We start from the raw sequence: 21,235 nt of genomic DNA, 5'->3' as shown, positions 1-21,235 counted from the left end.
AACACAGAGGGTGGGGGGCTACTGTATTTCGAGGGGCCAATCCAGTGGAGACGATGGCATGCAAGATCACAGCCGCTAATACTGGAGCACTAGGGCTGCGGGTGTATTATCTTGTGTAAGCCCGCTTCGTCGAGGTTCCCGGCGAGAGGATCATTGAGCCCGTATCCTCTATGTTGTGTGACAAGGATTACAACCAAAAAGTGGATTTCAAATCAAGGGGGAAGACTGCCCCAGTTTTCTTGACACATACCCAGTATGGCGGTCATCTTGACAAGAATGATGTTTTGGGCTAAGGTTTATTTGGGTAAACCTTATCAGCCTTTCGTAACGTGCGCCCGTAGCTCAGCCCGGATAGAGCCGCAGACTTCGGATCTGCTTGTCGGGGGTTCAAATCCCTCCGGGCGCGCCAAATTTTGACAAACCGCCAAAATCAGTCCGCTGCGCCGCTTCGCGGGCGGCGGGGGCCCTACCCCGCCGGGCTACCGGAAAGGGATAGTCCGCTGCCCGGTTTAAAGGATAACGGACTAGCCGAAAAGGACAACGGACCTGCCACGAAACCCATAGATCTCCCCATACAGAAGCGCTTTGAGCCCTCCATTAGGAGGGGTCGATATGAAAGAAACCACCGTAATGCGCGGCAAGATTATGTCGAAGGCGAAAGAAACCAAAGCGCTCAGATCGCTCCGGCAGCCAGAGACTCCCATCATGGCAGGCATCTCCTGGGAGGAGGCTTTGGCCAGGTTCCTTCTAATGAAGAAGGCACAGGGGCTCAGGGAGCGCACCGTAAATGACTATCGAAGAGTCGTGACGCTTTTCTTCAGAAGGTTTCCAGACGCCCTCAAAGACGAAGAAAACCTTTCGGACTCCGTATATCAGCACATGGCCCAGAAAATTGGGCCGAACACATATAACCTGAGACTAATCTACTTGAGTTGTGCAAAACCTGAACCAGAAAAATGGAAAGCAGCATAAGTAAGAAAAAGGAAGCAGACAAGGTATAATGGACCCAAGATTTTAGACACGAGGGCGGCAAGTTTTAAGCTATAATAGGGACATGAAGAAGCAATATTCACCAACTTTTAAGGCACAGGTTGTCCTTGAGCTGCTTAAGGAAGAAAAGAGCATAGCTCAGATGTCGTCCGAGCATGGAATTCATCCTAATGTGCTTCATAAGTGGAAGAAGCAGGCAATCGAGAGCCTACCCCAGCTGTTTACAGACGACAAGAAAGGCGTTGACAAAGTCAAGGGTGAGTATGAAGCCAAATTGGATGAACTCTATGCGGAAATTGGCCGTCTTACCACGCAGATCGCGTGGTTTAAAAAAAGGTTTCTGAATTGCCCCAGTCGGAGAGGCTTGCCATGGTAGATAGGAGCAAAGACCGGGAGCTGTCGATTAAGACTCAGGCGAAGCTCTTGGGTCTAAATCGCTCAAGCCTTTACTACAAGCCAGTCAAGCCCTCTTTAGAAGAGATTAGCCTTAAACACCGGATAGATGAGATTTACACAAAGTATCCCTACTACGGTTCGCGGCGGATATCGGCCCAGTTGCGTAGGGAAGGGTTCATGGTTAACCGCAAGGCGAATAGCGGCACATGCGTGAGATGGGGATTCAGGGCGTATGCCCTGGCCCCAATCTCAGCAAGCGAAACAGCGAACACCGGGTTTACCCATATCTTCTACGAGGGATTACAGCGGATCATCCAAATCAAGTCTGGGGCATTGATATCACCCATATTCGCCTGAAGTAAGGCTGGATGTACCTTGTTGCGATTAGCGACTGGTATTCCCGATACGTAGTGGCCTGGGAGCTGGATCAGACTCTTGAAACCCCGTTTGTTTTGAGTGCTGTTCGTAAGGGTCTGATCCAAGCCAAGCCGGAGGTTTTAAACAGTGACCAAGGGAGCCAATTTACGAGTCCACAGTATATAGGCATCTTACGGGAGGCAGGGGTACAGATCAGTATGGACGGTAAGGGACGAGCTACTGACAACATCTTCACGGAGCGTTTCTGGCGATCTTTGAAGTATGAAGAGGTTTATATGCACGAATATGAAAGTCCACGGGAGGCACGCCAAGGGATTGGCCGGTATATTGAGCAGTATAACAACGAGAGGCTTCACCAATCCATAGACTATCAAACTCCGGCGGAGATGTATTTCAGCGTCCCCAAGGAGGTGATAAATGGTTCAGCAAGGCAAATCATATGTGCTTGACGTTACGACGGATTTAGGGCCTCTCAGTGGGCTCTAAGAGGGTTCTGGTGGTGTCACCGTGGGGTGCCCTCCCCTTTCTGGAGGTGCCGTCCTCTCCTGGTGGTACTTCCCCCTTTGTAGGTACTACCCTCTTAAGGTACTTCTACCACATAGGAAGGAGATGATTATAGCTTAAACCTATCCTAAATTGTGTCTTGACATTGGGGTCCACCTTAACCCATGTTGGGCCGGAATTCTTGGAGAGTTTGGTTGCAACTGCAAGGTCAACTAACTGGAGAACGCTGGTTAGGGAAGCATTCACAACGTCAGAAGTGAATGACGGTACTAGGAAAGCAGCTGAGGCCATTGTAGCTTTTGTGAATGAGGTCTCCTGATAGCGGGCTTGTTAGGCATCTAAAAGAGTGTTGCCAGCAAAATGAGGTGCGGCAATCTCGATGGGAGAGAGTAGTTTCTATGAAAGAAGACAGGTTTTCTTATTGGTGCACTCTAATAACGTATTCTCGCAATATGTGGTGGTTACCACTTGCCGTAATGATTGGCCTTATTGCTAGAGGGGCTTTAGGTGCATATCCTATAAGGCTAATTAAGGCAGTGGTGGATGAGGCAGTTGCTGGAAACCTTGCCGCAGCAGGGAGAGCCGCGGTAATCCTATTTGCGGTACGGGTGTCTGCTGCTGCAGCTTATTTGGTGAGTGCAACGACTGGTGATTACTTTAAAAGACTGCTCGCATTGAATATTAGGCAAGATTTCTTCTCAAAACTACTCAGTCAGCGAGCAACTTTTTTTGAGAAACACCCTACTGGGGAGTTATTGTCAAGAATAAATGATGATGTGGAGACAATGGCGGACTCTTTTACTAGCCCTCTCTTTTGGCTTGGCGGCTCCATAATATCTTTTGCCTTTACACTATACTTTCTCATCTCGCTTGACTTTGAATTATCCCTCATCTATTTACCGGTGGCGGTTTTCATGGGCGTGACCGGGAAACTAGTCAGCGTCTTTTCGAGAAAGGTCTGGGCTTCGTTCCGATCAACTAACGGATTACTTTTTTCATTTATTGAGGAATGCCTACAGGGTATTAAAGACATACAAGCGTTCTGCAATCAGCAAATGATGAATGACAAGTTTGTCAACATCAGTAAGACGATTACTCGGAACGGTATGAAAAGCACCTTTTGGAGCGAGCTATTGGGTATGAGCAACCAAGCGATATACGCCTTAGGGGCGGCGATGATTCTTTTTGTGGGAGGCAAAAAAGTTGTGCAAGGAGAAATGACTGCTGGCGATTTGTCAGCTTTCATTACCTATGCAGGTGTCCTTACAGGTCCTATAAACCAGTTCGCACACAATTACGAACGATTAAGTCGAGGGGTTGTCTCCGCAAGTCGTGTGCTTTGCTTGTTTCAAGATTCGACTTATACTACCCAAAATGCGAAGCTTATGGAAGCGCCAGATTTCAAGGGCAAAATTGAGTTTGATGAGGTCGGATTTAGCTATGGTAGAGAAACTGTCCTGGATGGAGTTTCCTTTGCCGTAATGCCCGGCGAGAAGGTCGCGGTAGTTGGGAAGAACGGTGCTGGGAAGAGTACACTAGTTGAGCTGCTTTTGGGCTTTCAGACTCCATCTAGGGGTTCGATCAAAATCGATGGGGTAGACATTACCAAATTACCTATAGATGTGGTCAGAAGGACTATCAGTGTGGTTTTCCAAAAACCGAGTCTGTTCGCGGGCACGCTTTACGAGAATATCCTGTTTGGGAATCTGAACGCTTGTCCAGATAGAGTTCATCGAGCAGCGGCATGTGCTGGGGCAGCCGAATTTGCCAAGGATTTGCCAGATGGGTATGACACTAGGCTAAACAAGGGTTCAACAGGGTTGTCAGGAGGCCAACAGCAAAGAATTGCACTGGCTCGGGCGCTGGTAAAAGACGCGTGTGTATACATGCTGGATGAAGTTACTTCGTCACTCGATGTGCCAACCAAACGGCGAGTCTTATCGTGTCTGTTGGACTATTTGAACGGAAAGACGGTGTTGATTATTACCCACGACATGGATATCTGTGATAAGGTTGATAAAGTCCTGCTTCTCGACAACGGGAGAGTCAGGCACTATGGATCACACTATGAACTTCTGTGTACCTGTGAATTATACCGGGAAATGTATCACGGCACAAAAGACAGACATTAACAAGTTTGGGGGCCAGTTAGGCACTAAGGGGAGGAGGTGACAGAGCACCATGGAGGAAATCCGTGAACTACTTAAACTAGAGGTGGAGGATATCGAACTGGACGAAGTGTACGGTTTTGAGTGTGATTGCCCGGAGCCTAGCGGGACTTTCCTAGTTAGCGAACAGACAAAAACGAGAACCCAGGTACCACAAGGGTTTCCGACCCTGCACTCCTGTTACTAACTGGCTAGCCGGTGCATCGCCTCCAGACCGAGAGTTTGAGTAGGCATACATTGCTACCACCGTGCGCATCGCCCCGAATACTTCTTTCTTGGTCCGATACGCCAGCACGCCTCCAAACTGGGAGCCTTCCATGGGCACAAACTCAGTCTTTGACACCGCTAAAAGCTCCGGATAGTGACCTGGCACAAGAGATCCCACGAACCCCATAGCATCCGAAAGCCGGAGTATGTTATAGACACTCGGTGAGATTGACCGCGGCATCCAAACACCCCCTATCTCCACATACGGGTCGCTTTCGACTCCGAACTCCCGCATGTCCTCCCGAGCCCAAAGCAAGAACTCTACCTAATGTACCCAGATAACGTTACGGTTGTTATGCTTGCCCTGGCAACTGTTACCCTTCCTTAGAAGAGTGTTTCCCTTGTTTCTGTTCCACTTATTCCACTTACCCGGCCTACTCCCTTGTGAATAGCGGCAGGCTCACAACGAAGCCTCTTGTGACTCATCATATATCAATTGAAAGCAAAGCATATATAGGTGGCCAAGCTCGAATCTAAGAATATGAGCTGATTGTGCGTAGCGCGCCTAGCAACCGCGTGGTGATACAGCCAGGTTATCTTTCAGCTCTGGATTTGGTGATCTATAGGCAGCCGAAGTCTAACGCCACTCTGTTAGACTGGCTGCCCATCTTGGAGCTGCGGCAACTTCTAAGCGTTGTCGTAACATATAGAGGCTGTGAGAATCTTTGAACAGTTTCCTGCACGCTCAGATCCTCCAGGTATGGCTTATCGAAAGAAGAACTCCCACCGTGAAATGAAGCAAGATTGTGGCAATGCTGGCGGCCACCTGGCGAGAATCGGGAGAAATGCCGCGCCGAAAGGCAACCTGAGGATTTTGATGGCATAAGGCGGGAGCATCCTGGCCGATAACGCAGGCATCCTCCCGGGCAGACTGGGTATCGTGATGATCATCCGAAAGGGCACATATCCTTTGTGTGGCTGGACCGAAATATGTCAGTCGTAGTTGTCTTAGAGCATATATGGCTAGAGGAAGCGCGATAAATGTAGCAATCCCAGTGTGTGGAAGTATCTTGAAAAGTATGGCTGCGCCGATGATTGGAAATGGCATAAGCACTAGGGCTGCATAAAGGAGAAATGCCATATGCAGTGGCAGGCCGACTGCGAGTGTCCGTTTGCCCGCCGCGCAGTCAGCCCCTCGGTCCGGAAATTCATTTACAAGGACTATAGCAGCGACGAGGAGTCCTACAGGGATTGAGGCAACGATGGTTTCTATGGTAATGGTACCAGTTTGCGCGAGGTATGCTCCCGCGATGGTAAGTGGCCCGAAGCACAGCCCTATTGTAGCCTCGCCAAGCTCTTTATATGAAAGCTGCAATGGCGGTGCTGTATAGAAATAACCTCCGAGGAATCCTGCAAGACCAAAGGCCAGCACTCCTATTCCTCGTGCCATAGCCAGAACGAGGCCTACTATGAATGCCGTCAGGAATAGCAACCTGTAAGCTTGTCTCACCTGTTGGGGGGTAAGGATCCCCTGGACCAGTATAGTCCCACCTCCATAAAATGGTGTCCGGCTGTCCCTGGCGACGTCTGCACCGCTTGTGAAATCATAGTAATCATTGACAAGGTTCGCCCCGAGGTGCAGGGACAGTACCCCGACAGCGCTCAACATAAGTATCCATGGGTTAAAATATCCATCATGGGCCGCGATGGCGGATCCTAATAATACTGGAATCAGACTCGCTGATGAAAAGGCCGCTCTTGTCGCGGCAGGCCAAAATCTTAGGAAATCATATATACGTTTCATGCCTACAACCTCCAGTCTTTCATAATATTGCCCCAAGAAACGAGGATTAATCACGAGTAACCCAGCTTTCCCGGGCCACAAATCAGATGGTGAAAGGTGCCGGAAAAATAAAATAAATGGATAGCATCCAAGTGGCGGCTAAGATTATGAGCGAGACTGATAGGTCTTTCGGACTGGCAAAAGCATAGGATAAAGACAGGGCGGTTATCGCCGGTTTCTAGGGTTAGGCGATGGCTTTCATAGCTGGGTGACCTTTTAGAGGGCAAGAGGAAATCTAGTTCTGATTCGCTGACTTATTTGCTAACCTCCTGATCAAGTAGAGAAGTATCTTGCGGTCCTCAAGAGGCAGACTCTTGATACTACGGGCAATTATCTCAACGTCATTGAGGGCGGCCTCGTCTTCTTCCTGTATTATGTGCACTCCAGCGTCTGTGGTATCATGACTTACCCTTTCGGTGGTTTCAACTTCACGGCGAACCCCCAACCGCTGCTCGTCATAGCCCATCATCATGAGGAATTCAGATAAAGGAATTCTATAGCCCTTCGATATGCGCTCCAATACCTGGATTGATGGGTGAACTGGTTCGCCTGTCCTGGGGTCTCGTTCCTTTTCCAGAGTATCAAGATAGGTATGGCTAATCCCTATTTGTTTAGCCGCTTGGCGAAGGCTTAGATTTCTCTGGTTCCTTATCTCCCGTAGCTTTTCCCCTATAGTCCCCAATCCAACCACCTTACCTTTGGCAATATTCGCTGAGGAGATCCTTGATTTTCCCCGGAAGCGGAAATCCCTTCAGATGGGACATTTGATTCGGAACGGCTTGATTTCCAGCAAGACAATTGAGTGGCAAAAGGATAACCCCCATCGGGGAAAGCGAGAAAATAAAAAAATATGTAATTTAAGATTGACATTTAGTAAATCTAGTATTACACTATTTCTAGTGAATGGATCTGAAAATATCTAGTTTCTGGTCGGGAGAGTATGTTGCCTGATACCCTTCAGGATATAGGATGCTCGGCCGCGCATCCTGTATGGACAGCGCTATAGAACCGACAGCGCCTTTTTCAAACATACCTAATCGACCAGCCCAACGGGTATCGCCGACAGTCTCCCTTTCGGCTTGCCGCATCGAGTCATGTTTCCAATAAAATTATACCGCATTTTCCCATTGGCAGGCAATAGGCTGTCGTCGATGCCCTTACACATGTCAGACCCAATTGGTATCTGGTTGAGGAGGTGATCTGCTGTAAGCTCTATATAGGCGGTAACAATCAAGACGGTAGTCCCCGGAGCAGGATAATGTCAATCTTTTATGTACCTCAGAATTTCCACAATTGAGGAGGGCAAATCCCCATGAGAAAGATTGCTTTACGTTCTCTGCAGTTTATTTGTACCTTGGGACTAATCTTGATCCTGACATCGGTTGCTTTTGGCGCTACCAGGCTGACATTCTGGCATGGATTTGGCGGAACCGAAGGGGATAAACTGACACAGTTGGTTGACCGCTGGAATAAAAATAACCCTGATATTCGGGTTGAGATCATCTACATTCCATATGATCAGCTCTTACATAAAGCCCTGGCAGGGCTGGCTGGTGGGGAGACCCCTGATCTCCTTCAATTGGATCTTATAGCGATGCCTCAATTCACTCGTTCCGGAAAGGTCGTCAATCTAGATGGTTACATAGAGAACTCTAGGGTTGATATGAAGGACTTCTATCCAAGTCTGCTGGAATATGACTATTACAATGGACACTGTTATGCATTGCCATTAACTACGAACAATCTGGGGCTAATGTGGAATAAGGATATGTTCAGGCGGGCAGGTCTCGACCCTGAAGTTCCTCCCCGTTATTGGGACGAACTAATAAAATACGCCCAGAAATTGAATAACCCTGGGAAAATGGAATGGGGATTCGTTCAGGCAACTGAAGTTGGGGTCAGAGGTGAAGGAATCACTTGGGAGTATATGATTTATCTATGGCAAAATCGGGGAGAATTTATGGTTGACAATTATTCAAAACCTGCCTTCAATTCTAAGGAAGGAATCGAAGCTCTCCAGTTCAAGGTTGATCTCATCCATAAATATAAGGTGAGCCCGGTTCGACAGATACAGGGCGGCTTCTTAACCGGCAAGGTAGGTATGGCCCTTCAGGGCCCATGGATGCTTCAAACGATAAGGGAACAAGCGATTGTCGATTTTGGGACCGCATTCGCACCCTATCCAAAGGATGGAAAGCCAGCAAGTAATATTGGTGGTGAACATGTCTGCATAATAAAATCTAACCCCGAGAGGGAAAGAGCCGCCTGGAAATTTCTGAACTGGCTTATCAGCCCTGATACTATGGTAGATTGGTTTATGGGAACTGGCTACGTCCCGGTCCGGAAGTCCATCTTGACGAATCCGCGTTACCAGAAGTGGCTAAAGGATGAAGAGCCAAAAATGCGGCCATTCATTGAACAGCAGCAGTATGCCCGTCCAAGGCCGCCCATTCCCCAATATGCTGCGATTTCCTACGCATTTGCGGTAGAGGTCGAGAAGACATACCTTGGCAAAAGCTCTCCTGCTCAGGTCCTAAAGGCCGCTGAAGATGCTGTGATCAAGATAATGAAGGCAAAATAGGGATATACGAATCCTGAGTCTATCGCCGGCTTAAACTTGACAACGTAAGGTAACCCAAATGGCGGTTCTCGTCATGGTCTTCCCGCGCCAGATTTTCGGGAACCTAAGATATGGCGAGAATCGCCAACCCTAACACCTTAAGGAGGGGCATTCAGATGGCTGAAATTGCGATGGATCGTGGTAGTCATTCCCTCTATAGGTTGCGCCGGTATGAAGAACCTCTAACCGCCTGGATTTGCGTCTTACCTACGATACTGCTTTTCTCGCTGTTTAGATTCTACCCCGTGATATACTCAGCTATATTAAGTCTAACAGACTGGGATGGCATAGCCCCACAGAAGCACTTTGTGGGCCTCGGGAATTATGTTAAGCTATTCACTTCCCCCGAATTCTACAATTCCTTTGCGGTGACATGCTATTACACAATAGTAGCAGTTCCTCTAGGGATGTGTCTGGCCTTGGTACTGGGACTCGCCCTAAATAGAAGTATATATGGGTTATCTATCTACAGAACACTGTACTTCATGCCTGTAGTAACCTCAACTATTGCCGTTTCAATTATATGGCTTTGGTTATATGAGCCATCCTACGGGTTAGTGAATTATTTCCTGAGAATGTTCGGCCTTCCCACGCCAAGATGGCTCCAAGACCCCAAATGGGCAATGCCGGCTCTGATCTTAATGAGTACTTGGAAAGGCCTGGGCTTCAATATGGTCCTCTTTCTGGCGGGACTACAAGGTATTCCAAATGAATACTATGAAGCGGCGAGGATCGACGGAGCGGGCGCATGGGCCTGTTTCAGACATATTACGCTTCCGTTATTAGCGCCTACGACATTTTTCATCCTTGTCACATCCATCATCGGTTCCTTTCAAGTATTTGATCAGGTGTTTATTATGACTTCCGGTGGCCCGATGCAAGCTACTGACGTAGTTGTATTCAATCTTTACAGGCATGCTTTTGAGTTTTTCCATTTTGGATATGCTTCTGCAATTGCTTATGTTTTATTTGCGGTAATTCTGATTCTCACGTTGATCCAATGGAGGGTTATGGGAAGGTCCTTCTCAACGATACTGTAATACGTCTGATCCGAGCCTCACAGTAGTCAAAAGATCTCCCTGGGGACGACACTGAGAGGCCAAACGATATCGTAATGAGGGGATGTTGCATATGGTTCTGGTTACAGGGATCCCTAGGAAGATTAAAATACAGAGTATAGAGATAAGCCTCCATATAATTCTGATGCTGGGTGCCCTTGGGATGATCATGCCATTCCTCTGGATGATCACAACCTCACTTAAGCCGCTCAATCGCGTATTCGCCTATCCACCAGAATGGTTACCCAGATATTTTGAATGGGGAAATTACCTTGCAGCCTTACGGGGTGCACCATTTGAACGATTTTACCTGAATACCATCATCATAGCCGTGACGGTTACATTCTCCCAGCTAGTTCTTTGTTCAATGGCGGCATATGCATTTGCCCGCCTAAGATTTCATGGTCGAGATATCTTATTTATGGCAGTCCTCAGCACTATGATGATTCCGGGGCAGGTAACATTAATCCCCTCCTTCCTAGTGGTGAAACATCTTAATTGGTTGGACACCTACTATGCCTTAATAGTCCCTGACATGGTCGGAGCCTTTGGGATTTTCCTTCTACGGCAATTCCTCATCAGTCTGCCGGTAGATCTCGAAGATGCTGCGCGGATTGATGGATGTAGCAGGTTCATGATTCTATGGCGCATTTTACTCCCCCTAATCAAGCCTGCTCTCTCCACACTTGCCGTGTTTAACTTCATGTGGTCCTGGAATGCGTTTTTATGGCCTCTGATTGTGACCAATAAGACTACGATGAGAACAATCCAGGTTGGTTTATCTATATTTCGATCTCGGTATGGAATTCAATGGACCTACCTGATGGCAGGGACTGTCATCGCAACGCTGCCTGTATTGGTAGTATTTCTTTTCGGCCAAAAACAATTTATCCGAGGTATTACCTTAACAGGATTCAAAGGCTGATGATCTAATCCTTAAAATGAAAATGGGTCCCAGGTCTCAATTCCAATATCATTTCAGATATGCAGGGAGGAATGATAAGTGGGTAAGGTCCGGGTCGCGATAATTGGTGCAGGTGGTATCGCTCATGCCCATATTCGAGGGCTCAATCTGTGTAAGGACGCGGAAATTGCTGCTGTATGCGATGTGGTGAGGGATCGTGCAGATGAGGTTGCGAAACAATATGAGATCCCGTCTGTTCATGCCGATTATATGGAGGTCCTAAAGCGGGATGACATTGACGCCGTAGTGATATGCACGCCCAATGTCCATCACCATGAGATAGCGCTCGCCTCCATCAAGGCCGGAAAGCATGTTTTATGTGAGAAACCTCTTGCCATGAACGCCCAGGAAGCTAAGGAGATGTACGAAACTGCCGAAAAAGCAGGCATAAAGCATATGGTTGCATTCTCCTACCACTTCTGGCCCTCGGCTAAATTCGCCAAATATATCGTGGAGCAAGGATTCATTGGCCGGATTTTCCACGTAGTAGCCCAATATTCTCAAGGTTGGCTGATAAGCCCCGATGCCCCACTAGTCTGGCGGCTCGTGAAATCTCAGACGGGGACAGGTGTGCTGGGGGATCTTGGGTCCCATCTCGTTGATCTAGTCCGCTGGTTTACCGGCCTCGAGATCAATGCCGTCTCCGCCGATATGGAAACCTTCATCAAACAGCGCAAGAAGCCAGGTTCAGACGAGTATGGCGAGGTGGACGTTGATGATTATGTAGCGTTCGTGGCCCATTTGAGCGGCGGAGCCAGGGCTAGCTTTGTTTCCTCGAGATATGCCACAGGGCAGGGGAACTATCAGAGGATAGAGATTTATGGCGATAAAGGCTCTCTCATATATGAATTCGACAAACCACATGAACTAAGCGTATGTCTCGGTGAAGGGATGATCAAGCTTCGCCAGGTCGTGCCGGTCCCAGTGCCGGAGAGTTTTCGAATCAACCAGCATCAGGACCAGGAGAATACATTCGTTCAAGGTATCGCCGCAAATAAGCCCATACAGCCAACATTTTATGACGGTTTCAAAGCCCAGGAGGTCCTGGACGCAGTGGTGCTTTCTGCAAACGAGAAGCGCTGGGTAGAGTTGCCTCTCACAAAATAAGCATTGAAAGGATTAGAGAACAGACAGTGTGCTGGACCCTGGGAATCCTCGGGGTTCCGCCCGAGAATCTCCGAATTCTGTGGATAACCAGGTTCGAAGTTGAAAAAACGGACCATGGTATTGCAGTGTAGTTGTGGGGTATGTCGCAAAGGATTCACGGACTTTGAAATAGAGAGGAAAGAATGGACATGGCTCCGGAGATCATCGGTCTGGGTGCGAGTTGCGTAGATGAGCTTGCCCTTATACCACACCTTCCAAAACTTGATCAGGGTTGCCCTATGCTGGCCTATGACCGCCAGGGCGGAGGGCCTGTAGCCACCGCCATGGTTGCCGTATCTCGCCTGGGGGGATCTGCAGGGTATATAGGTATAGCAGATTCAGGCGCGCGGGGGCGTTTCATCCAGGCCGAATTCGAAAAATATGGGGTGGACACCTCTCGGATGAAAATAGACCCCGATGCGATTTCTCCCTTTTCTTTTGTCTTAATTGATCGTGACACTGGCAGTCGGAGCATCATTTTCAATAGTGGACGATTACCTGAACTTTCGCTAGATGATGAGGATAAGGAATATATAAGCCAGGCCAAAGTGCTCCATCTTGATGGCGCCTATGCACCGGCAGCGATTGAAGCCGCGAAATTCGCGCGTGAACATGAAATAAAGGTGACCATAGATGTATCCGGGGTTGGGCCATATACAGAGCAGTTAATCAGAAATGTGGACGTGGTAGTGGCGGCAAAGCCCTTCCCTGAGCGATTCACTGGTGAAGCAGAGCTTACCAGGGCAGCCAGACAAATCATGGATTATGGTCCGGAGATAGTCGTTGTAACCCTTGGAGAGAAGGGGGCCTTTTGCGTGACTCATAATGATTCATTCTACACGCCGGGGTTTGTCTTGCCGGTTGTTGATACAACGGGTGCGGGAGATGTCTTCCATGGAGCCTTTGCCTTCGGGCTCGCGCGAGAATGGGACCTCAGGAGAATCATAGAATGGTCGAATGCAGTGGCTGCCCTTAAATGTCGCAAACTTGGAGGGAGGGCTGGGATTCCTACATTTTCAGAGGCAGAGGCATTTCTGATGTCTTCCCCTGCTAGATCGCATTGGGACGCATGGGTCGGGAGTCTATAATCCCTTAAAGCACCAACTGGAAGGGAGGGGCCGCATGTCCAAGGCCTTGGGGCGGGATGCGGTAAATCCACGGTAGATCCGCGGCAGATCCGCGATGCCTCTCAAGGACTTGGCGTGGCGGAATATCATGGTGACTTCGCGGACTGATAGATATAGGGTCAGGTTAGGTTTTGCGCCTACGAGAAGGGTAGTTTTCAGCAAGGAAGCAGCAGGGAACCAGAAGAGGATAATCGAGGACTGGTTGAGGTCCCGGGGAATTGACCTGGTCAATCTCGATTGGCTTAATGAAGAAGGACTCCTCTACAACATACAAGATGCCCGCAAGGTTGCGGAGAGGTTCAGACGTGAAGAGGTAGATGCGATCTTTTGCCCGCACTGTAACTTCGGTTCCGAGGATGCTATGGGAGAGCTGGCGAGACTCCTTAGGAAACCCCTTCTACTTTGGGGGCCGAGAGATGATGCGCCACTACTCGATGGGAGCCGTTTGAGGGATACCCAATGTGGCTTATTCGCGACCAGCAAGGTTCTTCGCAGGTTTGGAATTCCCTTTACTTATATCGTTAATAGCGATATAAATGATGAGATCTTTGCCAAGGGCTTTGAAAACTTCATGGCGGCCGCGGGCGTAGTAAAGGCGTTCAGAAATCTTCGGATCGGCCAGATAAGCACTCGGCCGGCTGCGTTTTGGTCTGTGATCGCAAACGAAGGGGAACTGCTAGAGCGTTTCGGTATTCAAATTGTACCGGTAGACTTGACCGAAATAGTCGGTAGAGCAGATTCTAAAATGGAAAATAATAGAGATGAAGTGGCCTCGGTCGTAGAAGGGTTTAAGGCTAAAGCTGATTGTTCAGGGGTAAATCAGGATCTGCTCCAGAAAATAGCCGCCCTCAAGCTCACAATTCAAGAATGGGCTTCTGAGAATGGGTGTTCGGCAATTGCTATGCAATGTTGGAGCGTCCTCCCGAAGTGTTTCGATATCTTGCCTTGCTTCATAATAGGTGAGCTTACAGATGACGGATTGCCTGCGGCCTGCGAGACAGATATCCATGGCGCTATCACATCCATTATGCTCCAGGCAGCAGTCAGGGGAGTTACGCCTACATTCTTCGCGGACCTTACGGTGCGACATCCTGAAAACGATAATGGCGAACTCCTCTGGCATTGTGGCCCATTCCCCTTATCGCTCAAAAAAGAGAATTCACGCGCGTCTGTAGTCGGCAAGGGACTTGGCCAGTGCGAGATCCGCGGGGGAGATATTACGATAGCGAGGTTCGACGGTGACCACGGGGAATATTCACTCCTCATGGGACATGTCAGGGGAATCCCCGGCCCGAAGACTACCGGCACCTATGTATGGGTCGAAGCAGATGATTGGCCAAAATGGGAGAAGGCTTTTATCTATGGCCCCTATATTCATCATGTGGCCGGGGTGCACGGGAAGGTGGCGCCGGTGCTTTATGAGGCTTGCCGCTATATCCCGGGTTTGAGGCCAGATCCCATCGGTATGAAGGAAGGTCATAGACCCCACGCCTAAAGGCGGGGGCTTGCCGGGGCAGCTCCCGGCAGGTCTCCGATTTAAGCGGAAAGCCGTCCTTCGGGGCGGCGCTATGACCCGCCTGAGCATCTGAGCCGAAGGACAAGGTCATGAGGATGCTACATTATCCAGGTCATGATGCAGGGATGCTTCTCCAGTCTCCGTAAAGCATCGTCAGTGGTTAAACAGCAAGCTGGGGTGTTAGCGAGCAGTGTTGCTGGCACAGAAAGCCTGGGTAATATTGGCTAGGAGAGACGGCAGGAGGGTCTGCCTGCCGCGTTACTAGCCCCGTAAGGGGTCCCTGAAAGGGGAGATGTCTTATGGTATTTGTGCTAGATAAACATAAGAAGCCTCTAATGCCATGCACAGAGAAGCGCACACGGCTGCTATTGCAACGAGGGAGTGCCGTCATCCACAGGATGGCTCCTTTTACCATCCGTCTCAAAGATCGAACACTTGAGGAAAGCCAGCTACAGCCGCTGCGTCTGAAGCTGGATCCTGGCGCTAAGATCACTGGGTTTGCTGTATTGCGGGAAGATTCTTCTGACAGAAGCACAGCTCTAATACTTGGAGAGATCAGGCATAAACCCGGTATAAAGGATAGGCTTGATAAACGCAGGGCACTGAGGCGTAGCCGCAGGAGTCGCAAGACGCGTTATCGCGAGCCGAAGGAGTTAAAGGGCAGAGGGAAGGAAGGTCGGCTAGCGCCATCCCTTGAGGCAAGGGTTAGCCAGACGATGAGCGCTGTGCAGAAGTTGTGTCGGAGCTTGCCGATCTCGGCGATATCTACCGAGCACGTCAAGTTCGATATCCAACTCATGCAAAACCCTGAGATATCGGGTATTGAGTATCAGCAGGGAACGCTATTCGGCTATGAAGTCAAGGAATACCTCCTGGAGAAATGGAATTACAGGTGTGCTTACTGTGGGGCGGAGAATGTGCCGCTAGAGGTGGAACATGTTATCCCAAAGAGGCCGAAACATGGGCCCAAGGGCACAGACCGAATCAGCAACCTGGTTATGGCTTGCAGGGAATGCAATGAGGCCAAGGACAACAGACAACCTGAGGAATGGCTCGAAAAGCTAAGGGAATCCAAGAAGGTCATCGACCAGCGTCGGGCTGAGAATTTGCCCAAAGTTCTACAGCAACTAAAGGAACCACTAAAAGACACGGCCATGATGAATGCCACACGCTGGAGACTGTATGAAAGGCTCAAGGGGACCAGCTTACCTGTGGAATGCGGCACTGGCGCAAGGACGAAGAAACAGCGGTTAGAACATGGTTTCTCCAAAACTCATTACTACGATGCCTGCTGTGTTGGCGCAAGCACGCCGGCGGATATAGTAATTAATCAGAGGTATGTGCATGTTTGGTCAGCGGTTGGCCGAGGGACGAGGAAGATGTGCAACACAGATGCTCATGGGTTCCCGATAGGGCATCGGGAACGTAAGAAATCGATTTTTGGGTTTCAGACCGGGGACTTGGTAATAGCAGATATCCCCAAAGGGAAGTATGCTGGGCGGTGGATAGGCAGGGTAGCAGTAAGGGCGAGCGGTTACTTTGATATTAAAGACGGTCTTGGCAAACGGATTTGTCAGGGTATATCTCACAAATATATGAAGGTTCTACAACGGGGAGACGGGTGGCAGCACGAAAAAATCCGGGTAGAGAAGGGAGGGAGTGGCGCCTCATCCCCAGGCGTGAACGCCGGGGCTTCCGGCGCCGCGTAGTTTGGTGACCAGATCCGGGCGCAACGTAGGCAAGGTCCTTGTGGATGCTCTCCGCATTAGGCGCAGCTTTTGAGGTCGAACTTGCATATCTATGGTAATCCATTAGAGGGGGAAATTGCATGAGAACAATTGTGCTGAAATCTGGAGATGAAATACCCATTTTGGGTCTGGGTACCTGGCAGGTAACGGGGGATGAGTGTCAGCAAGCGGTTCAGAAGGCCATTGAGCTCGGGTACGTGCATATTGATACCGCCGCCGCTTACGGCAATCACAAAGACATAGCTCTGGCGATCAAAAAGTCCGGAATAGATAGGGATAAGCTTTTCATTACTTCAAAGGTATGGAGAGATTCTCTTCGATATAAAGACGTACTATCAGCGGGAGAGCAGATTCTTACTGAATTAGGTATAGAGTATCTGAATCTACTGCTCATTCATTGGCCTAATAAGGAGGTTCCTATCTCTGAAACCTTGCGCGGATTGGCGGAACTAAAGGCCAGGGGAATGGTGAGAAACATCGGAGTTAGTAATTTTACTATTAGACACCTTACGGAAGCGATGGAAGTTGCAGGAGATCTAATTACGGTTAACCAAGTAGAGTTCCACCCGTATCTGTACCAGAGGGAATTGCTCGAGTTTTGCCGCGAGAATAATATCGTCCTCACTGCATATAGCCCGATGGCGAGAGGTCGAATATTCAATGACCAGGTCATTCTGGACCTCGCGGATAAATATGTGAGAAGCCCATCACAACTAGTCTTGAGGTGGCTGGTTGAAAAAGGTATTGTAGTGATACCGAAGGCAACTTCAGAGAAACATCTAAGGGATAATATGGAGATTTTTGGATGGACATTACCCGATGAGGCGAGGGAGAAGATTGACAGTCTTAATAGAATGGAGAGGCTTATCAATCCATCATTTGGCGAATTCGACTACTGATAGGGCAGGTCTTGGATAGTTGGTAACCGTATAGTAGGCATTCCTGGGCGACAGCGAATGAGTCATTTGCTCAGAAGACGATGACGAAGAGATTGTGTCCGCGAACACGGAGACCGAATGGGGAGAACGCTTCGTTACCTCACCTAGAATGTAATTGAGGACGGCTTGACATTATGTAGTGTATACACTATAATCTAAGTGATGTATACATCAGGATGTTCATCTCATCATGATTTGGTGGGGGGTAAACATGGTTTTGGAGCGAAAACAGATTTATATCGATCGCAATGATGATGAGCGCCTAAAAGGATGGGCCTCACGCAAGGGGGTTTCCGAGGCTTCCTTGATACGTGAGGCCATAGGCCAGTACCTGGTGAAACTCGAGCAGCAGGAGGCTGATAAGTCCGGTGAGGTTAATCCATTAATCAAACTTATTGGAATGCATAAGGGAGAGATACCCCGGGATCTGGCTCTACACCATGATCGTTATCTGCAGATTGGCGATGAAGACAAATGAGGGAAAAGGTCTTCATTGATACCTCAGCCTGGATTTCTCTGGTGGCAGCCAGAGATCCACATCATCGTGCCATGGCGGATGAATGGTTGATGCTGCTCAATGGCGGGATAATACCGGTCACGACAAGTGATGTAATATCAGAGACCATTACATATTTGAGACGCTATGCCAGCCATGCAGTGGCAGTGCAGTTTTATACGTTTATCAAGGAAGCGGAATCAGAGCAGCGGCTGGCCATCGCATGGGTAAACGAGCCTCTATTTGCAGAGGCCTGGGAGATCTTCACGAAGTATGCTGACCAGAAATTCTCCGCCGTGGATTGTACCAGCTTTGCGTTATGCATGAGGGAACGTATCAAGAGGGCGCTTACGCTAGATCATCATTTCGCCATAGTGGGCATCAGGCCAATTCCGGAGACGTTGGCTGGCGCCTGATTCTACTACTATCGACATCTTATTCAGTCAGCTAGGAGCCTTAGTGCAGCCGTGGCCGAGCTATTTCCGGATCTGATAGAGATAGGTGTCGATTGCTTTAATCCGTTTCAGCCAGAGGTAATGGACATCTATTCCATCAAGAGAGAGTATGCAGGGCGTCTCGCATTCTGGGGAGGAATAAGCACCCAGAGACTGATGCCTTATGGAACTGTCGATGAAGTGCGGGCCGAAGTAGGAAGGCTTATTGCCATGGCTCATGAGGGTGGTTACATCGTAGCCCCGGCTCATGCCATCCCCGGGGATGCCAAGGCTGAGAATATCGCCCTCATGCTGGAGATGCTGCCCCTGGCGGTCCTGGCCACCGCCTTGCTCAGAAGACGTGACCGGGCAAGAAATCATGCGGTTTGACCATAATAGTTTGCATTATATTTGGCTATATGGTAATATAGCCATTGATCGATGATCTATCCGGAATGGCGGTGATCTGGGTGAGATATGAAGATGCAATATCGAGACAAGTGGCTGTCTTCAAGGCGCTGGCTCACGAGACCCGGCTGAGGTTGATCGAGATACTGGCAAAAGAAGGAGAAAAGTGTGTCTGCGAGCTTGTTGGCCGTGTAGGGTTCGATCAATCTACCATTTCCAAGCACCTGAGCGTGCTCAAGACAGCAGGCATAGTGGACTCCAAGAAGGAAGGGCTCAATGTGATATATAGACTCCGGATGCCCTGCGTTTATCAATTTATGCAGTGCGTAGAGAAGATAAATGGAAACGAGAAGTGCTCACTTTCTTGTCTCGATATTGCAGGGAAAAGGCTATAGATCTTGCGTCGAAAGGTGGGTTTCTACATTAGGGCGGGGTTTCTAGGTTAGGGTGGGGTTCTTAGATTAGGGCGGAGTTCCTACATGAAAAGGGTAGGGGCGCCGCGTGGCGAAAGGATGTTGGGTACCTTGAAGGAATTAAAGGCATTCATGTTAATAGTAGGAACATTTCTTGTCGCATACTTCGCTCCCCTGGGCAACCCGAGGGTCCAGGCGGCGATCCTCGAGGCATTCCATATGCTACAGGACTATGCCCGGCAGCATGTACTATTTTGCCTTGTTCCTGCCCTTTTCATCGCAGGGGCCATGCAGAATTTCATCTCCCAACAATCTGTGATGAGATATCTGGGGAGGAACGCGAAGCAATGGTTGGCATACGCTGTAGCCTCGGTATCAGGTGCCATACTTGCCGTTTGCTCATGCACCGTGCTGCCGCTTTTCATGGGCATATATAAGAGGGGGGCGGGTCTCGGTCCGGCAACCGCATTCCTGTACTCAGGTCCCGCCATCAATGTCTTGGCCATCATTCTCACAGCACGTGTCCTGGGATGGCAGATAGGGCTTGCCAGAGCCATTGGCGCAATTCTATTCTCGATAGTCATAGGGATTCTCATGGCTGCCATTTTCAGAGAAGAAGAGACGGAGAGACAAAAGGGATTTGCTGCCGCATCGCAGGCAATTGAAGAGGGCGGTCGGAGCCTCGGACAGACAACCGCGTATTTTGCGACTCTGGTGCTTATCCTGGTGTTCGCGGCGTGGGGCAAGCCATCTGAGCATATTGGTGTTTGGTATGATGTCTTCCGCATAAAGTGGTACCTTGTGGTGGCGCTTCTAGTCTACCTCGCTTATATGCTCAGAACCTGGTTCAGGCCAGACGAGCTTGTGGCATGGAAGGATTCCACGTGGGATTTTGCAAAGAAGATCCTGCCCCTCCTGTTTGGGGGCGTCTTGGCAGCCGGCTTGCTTATGGGGCGTCCCGGCATTGACGCGGGACTGATACCGTCGCGCTATGTTTCGCAGCTTGTAGGTGGCAATTCGTTATTCGCCAATTTCATTGCCTCTATTGTAGGCGCGTTCATGTATTTCGCCACGTTGACTGAAATCCCTATAATACAGGGATTGCTAGGTTCAGGAATGGGACAGGGACCGGCGCTTGCATTGCTGCTATCCGGGCCTGCGCTTAGCCTTCCAAGCATGCTGGTGATCAATAGCTTTCTGGGGCCGAAGAAGACTATCACATATGTCTCGCTGGTGGTTGTCATGGCGACGATAAGTGGGATGATTTTCGGGGCGATAGTCGGTTGACGAAGATATCGTAAGCTCATTCGCCATCCCCACATTTGCTGTCTACGAAACGACCAGTCAGTCGGGGGGAAGCTCCTAAGAAGATAGAAAGGCTCCCATGTCGCGATGGCGGGGTTATCGGAAGGATGGAACAGGCGTTCAATCATTTTTGGGATAGCCAGCGGTGCCGGATATTGGTCGGTGCCAGTGGAAGGATGACAATGACGATCACCGGCTATTTCTGATATAGGAAGGGGGGAACGCATAAATGAAAATTGAAATCTTGGGCACAGGTTGCCCAAAATGTCGGAAGACCGAGGAGATGATCTCTGCTGCTATACGAAAACTCGGAATAGAGGCAGAGATAGTTCATGTGACTAACATCAACGAGATCATAGACCGGGGAGTCATGATGACTCCGGCCGTGCTGGTGGATGGCGAGAAGAAGATCGAGGGGAGGATTCCCACAGAGGCGCAGATTAGAGAATGGTTAAGGAAGTAGCTGTAAAGAACAGTGTGCCGAGCATAACGAGCCGACAATTTCATTGCCTTAATCAATTGTCACCGTGGCAGATACCCCTGCGTTTACGCATGGGGAGGAGCCACGGTTCCCTC

At 49.3% G+C, this 21,235-nt stretch carries 19 protein-coding genes, 1 tRNA gene and 1 pseudogene; 18 read left to right on the top strand and 3 right to left on the bottom strand.

The features are described from left to right. The first annotated feature begins 331 nt into the window (after window positions 1–331). From HPY52_14170 to HPY52_14155, 4 genes and pseudogenes are all read left to right on the top strand, one after another. Window positions 332–409, top strand: a tRNA-Arg gene (locus HPY52_14170). Between the two features lie 203 nt (window positions 410–612). Further along, window positions 613–972, top strand: coding sequence for a hypothetical protein (locus HPY52_14165; protein ID NPV81395.1), 360 nt, complete (start codon window positions 613–615; stop codon window positions 970–972). An 82-nt stretch (window positions 973–1,054) separates the two neighbouring features. Further along, window positions 1,055–2,213 (top strand): annotated as a pseudogene (locus tag HPY52_14160) (IS3 family transposase). A 453-nt stretch (window positions 2,214–2,666) separates the two neighbouring features. Beyond that, window positions 2,667–4,400, top strand: coding sequence for an ABC transporter ATP-binding protein (locus tag HPY52_14155; GenBank protein ID NPV81394.1), 1,734 nt, complete (start codon window positions 2,667–2,669; stop codon window positions 4,398–4,400). A gap of 151 nt (window positions 4,401–4,551) precedes the next feature. On the opposite strand, the gene HPY52_14150 is transcribed toward HPY52_14155, so the two are convergent. The 3 genes from HPY52_14150 to HPY52_14140 all read right to left on the bottom strand — a co-directional run bounded on the left by HPY52_14150 (window position 4,552) and on the right by HPY52_14140 (window position 7,168). Beyond that, the gene (locus HPY52_14150) at window positions 4,552–4,884 is read right to left on the bottom strand and encodes a hypothetical protein (protein NPV81393.1); all 333 of its coding nucleotides are present in this window, start codon (window positions 4,882–4,884) and stop codon (window positions 4,552–4,554) included. 504 nt (window positions 4,885–5,388) lie between these two features. Then, window positions 5,389–6,447, bottom strand: a complete 1,059-nt coding sequence (locus HPY52_14145; protein ID NPV81392.1) for a prenyltransferase — start codon at window positions 6,445–6,447, stop codon at window positions 5,389–5,391. Between the two features lie 274 nt (window positions 6,448–6,721). Beyond that, window positions 6,722–7,168, bottom strand: coding sequence for a helix-turn-helix transcriptional regulator (locus HPY52_14140; GenBank protein ID NPV81391.1), 447 nt, complete (start codon window positions 7,166–7,168; stop codon window positions 6,722–6,724). A gap of 630 nt (window positions 7,169–7,798) precedes the next feature. Between HPY52_14140 and HPY52_14135 the strand changes: the two genes are divergently transcribed. The 14 genes from HPY52_14135 (at window position 7,799) to HPY52_14070 (ending at window position 21,122) form a co-directional block, all read left to right on the top strand. Next, a complete protein-coding gene (locus HPY52_14135; protein NPV81390.1) occupies window positions 7,799–9,067 on the top strand; it encodes an ABC transporter substrate-binding protein in 1,269 nt (422 codons plus the stop codon). A 170-nt stretch (window positions 9,068–9,237) separates the two neighbouring features. Continuing rightward, window positions 9,238–10,146, top strand: a complete 909-nt coding sequence (locus tag HPY52_14130) for a sugar ABC transporter permease (GenBank protein NPV81389.1) — start codon at window positions 9,238–9,240, stop codon at window positions 10,144–10,146. Between the two features lie 91 nt (window positions 10,147–10,237). Continuing rightward, window positions 10,238–11,089 carry a carbohydrate ABC transporter permease gene (locus HPY52_14125; GenBank protein ID NPV81388.1) on the top strand — a complete coding sequence of 284 codons (852 nt, stop codon included), beginning with the start codon at window positions 10,238–10,240 and terminating at the stop codon, window positions 11,087–11,089. A 78-nt stretch (window positions 11,090–11,167) separates the two neighbouring features. Continuing rightward, window positions 11,168–12,235: a Gfo/Idh/MocA family oxidoreductase gene (locus HPY52_14120; GenBank protein NPV81387.1), complete on the top strand. Its 1,068-nt coding sequence runs from the start codon at window positions 11,168–11,170 to the stop codon at window positions 12,233–12,235. A 188-nt stretch (window positions 12,236–12,423) separates the two neighbouring features. Beyond that, the gene (locus tag HPY52_14115) at window positions 12,424–13,362 is read left to right on the top strand and encodes a hypothetical protein (protein NPV81386.1); all 939 of its coding nucleotides are present in this window, start codon (window positions 12,424–12,426) and stop codon (window positions 13,360–13,362) included. A gap of 127 nt (window positions 13,363–13,489) precedes the next feature. Beyond that, window positions 13,490–14,896 carry an L-fucose/L-arabinose isomerase family protein gene (locus tag HPY52_14110; protein NPV81385.1) on the top strand — a complete coding sequence of 469 codons (1,407 nt, stop codon included), beginning with the start codon at window positions 13,490–13,492 and terminating at the stop codon, window positions 14,894–14,896. Window positions 14,897–15,216: 320 nt separating this feature from the next. Then, window positions 15,217–16,626, top strand: coding sequence for an HNH endonuclease (locus HPY52_14105; protein NPV81384.1), 1,410 nt, complete (start codon window positions 15,217–15,219; stop codon window positions 16,624–16,626). A gap of 119 nt (window positions 16,627–16,745) precedes the next feature. Then, on the top strand, window positions 16,746–17,564 hold the full coding sequence (locus tag HPY52_14100; GenBank protein NPV81383.1) for an aldo/keto reductase: 819 nt from the start codon (window positions 16,746–16,748) through the stop codon (window positions 17,562–17,564). Window positions 17,565–17,820: 256 nt separating this feature from the next. After that, on the top strand, window positions 17,821–18,081 hold the full coding sequence (locus tag HPY52_14095; protein NPV81382.1) for a hypothetical protein: 261 nt from the start codon (window positions 17,821–17,823) through the stop codon (window positions 18,079–18,081). After that, complete coding sequence (locus HPY52_14090; protein ID NPV81381.1) at window positions 18,078–18,515, top strand: PIN domain-containing protein; 438 nt, start codon at window positions 18,078–18,080, stop codon at window positions 18,513–18,515. Before HPY52_14095 ends, HPY52_14090 begins: the two co-directional genes overlap by 4 nt. Window positions 18,516–18,536: 21 nt before the next feature. Next, the gene (locus HPY52_14085) at window positions 18,537–18,923 is read left to right on the top strand and encodes a hypothetical protein (GenBank protein ID NPV81380.1); all 387 of its coding nucleotides are present in this window, start codon (window positions 18,537–18,539) and stop codon (window positions 18,921–18,923) included. A 65-nt stretch (window positions 18,924–18,988) separates the two neighbouring features. Continuing rightward, entirely contained in the window at window positions 18,989–19,336 is a 348-nt protein-coding gene (locus tag HPY52_14080) for a winged helix-turn-helix transcriptional regulator (GenBank protein NPV81379.1), read from the top strand. A 117-nt stretch (window positions 19,337–19,453) separates the two neighbouring features. Continuing rightward, window positions 19,454–20,641 carry a permease gene (locus tag HPY52_14075; protein NPV81378.1) on the top strand — a complete coding sequence of 396 codons (1,188 nt, stop codon included), beginning with the start codon at window positions 19,454–19,456 and terminating at the stop codon, window positions 20,639–20,641. Between the two features lie 247 nt (window positions 20,642–20,888). Further along, window positions 20,889–21,122 carry a thioredoxin family protein gene (locus HPY52_14070; GenBank protein NPV81377.1) on the top strand — a complete coding sequence of 78 codons (234 nt, stop codon included), beginning with the start codon at window positions 20,889–20,891 and terminating at the stop codon, window positions 21,120–21,122. The last annotated feature ends 113 nt before the right edge of the window (window positions 21,123–21,235 follow it).

It is taken from the genome of Bacillota bacterium, assembly GCA_013178415.1.
GTDB lineage: Bacteria > Bacillota > SHA-98 > Ch115 > Ch115 > Ch115.
This window is presented reverse-complemented; position numbering and strand designations above follow the sequence as displayed.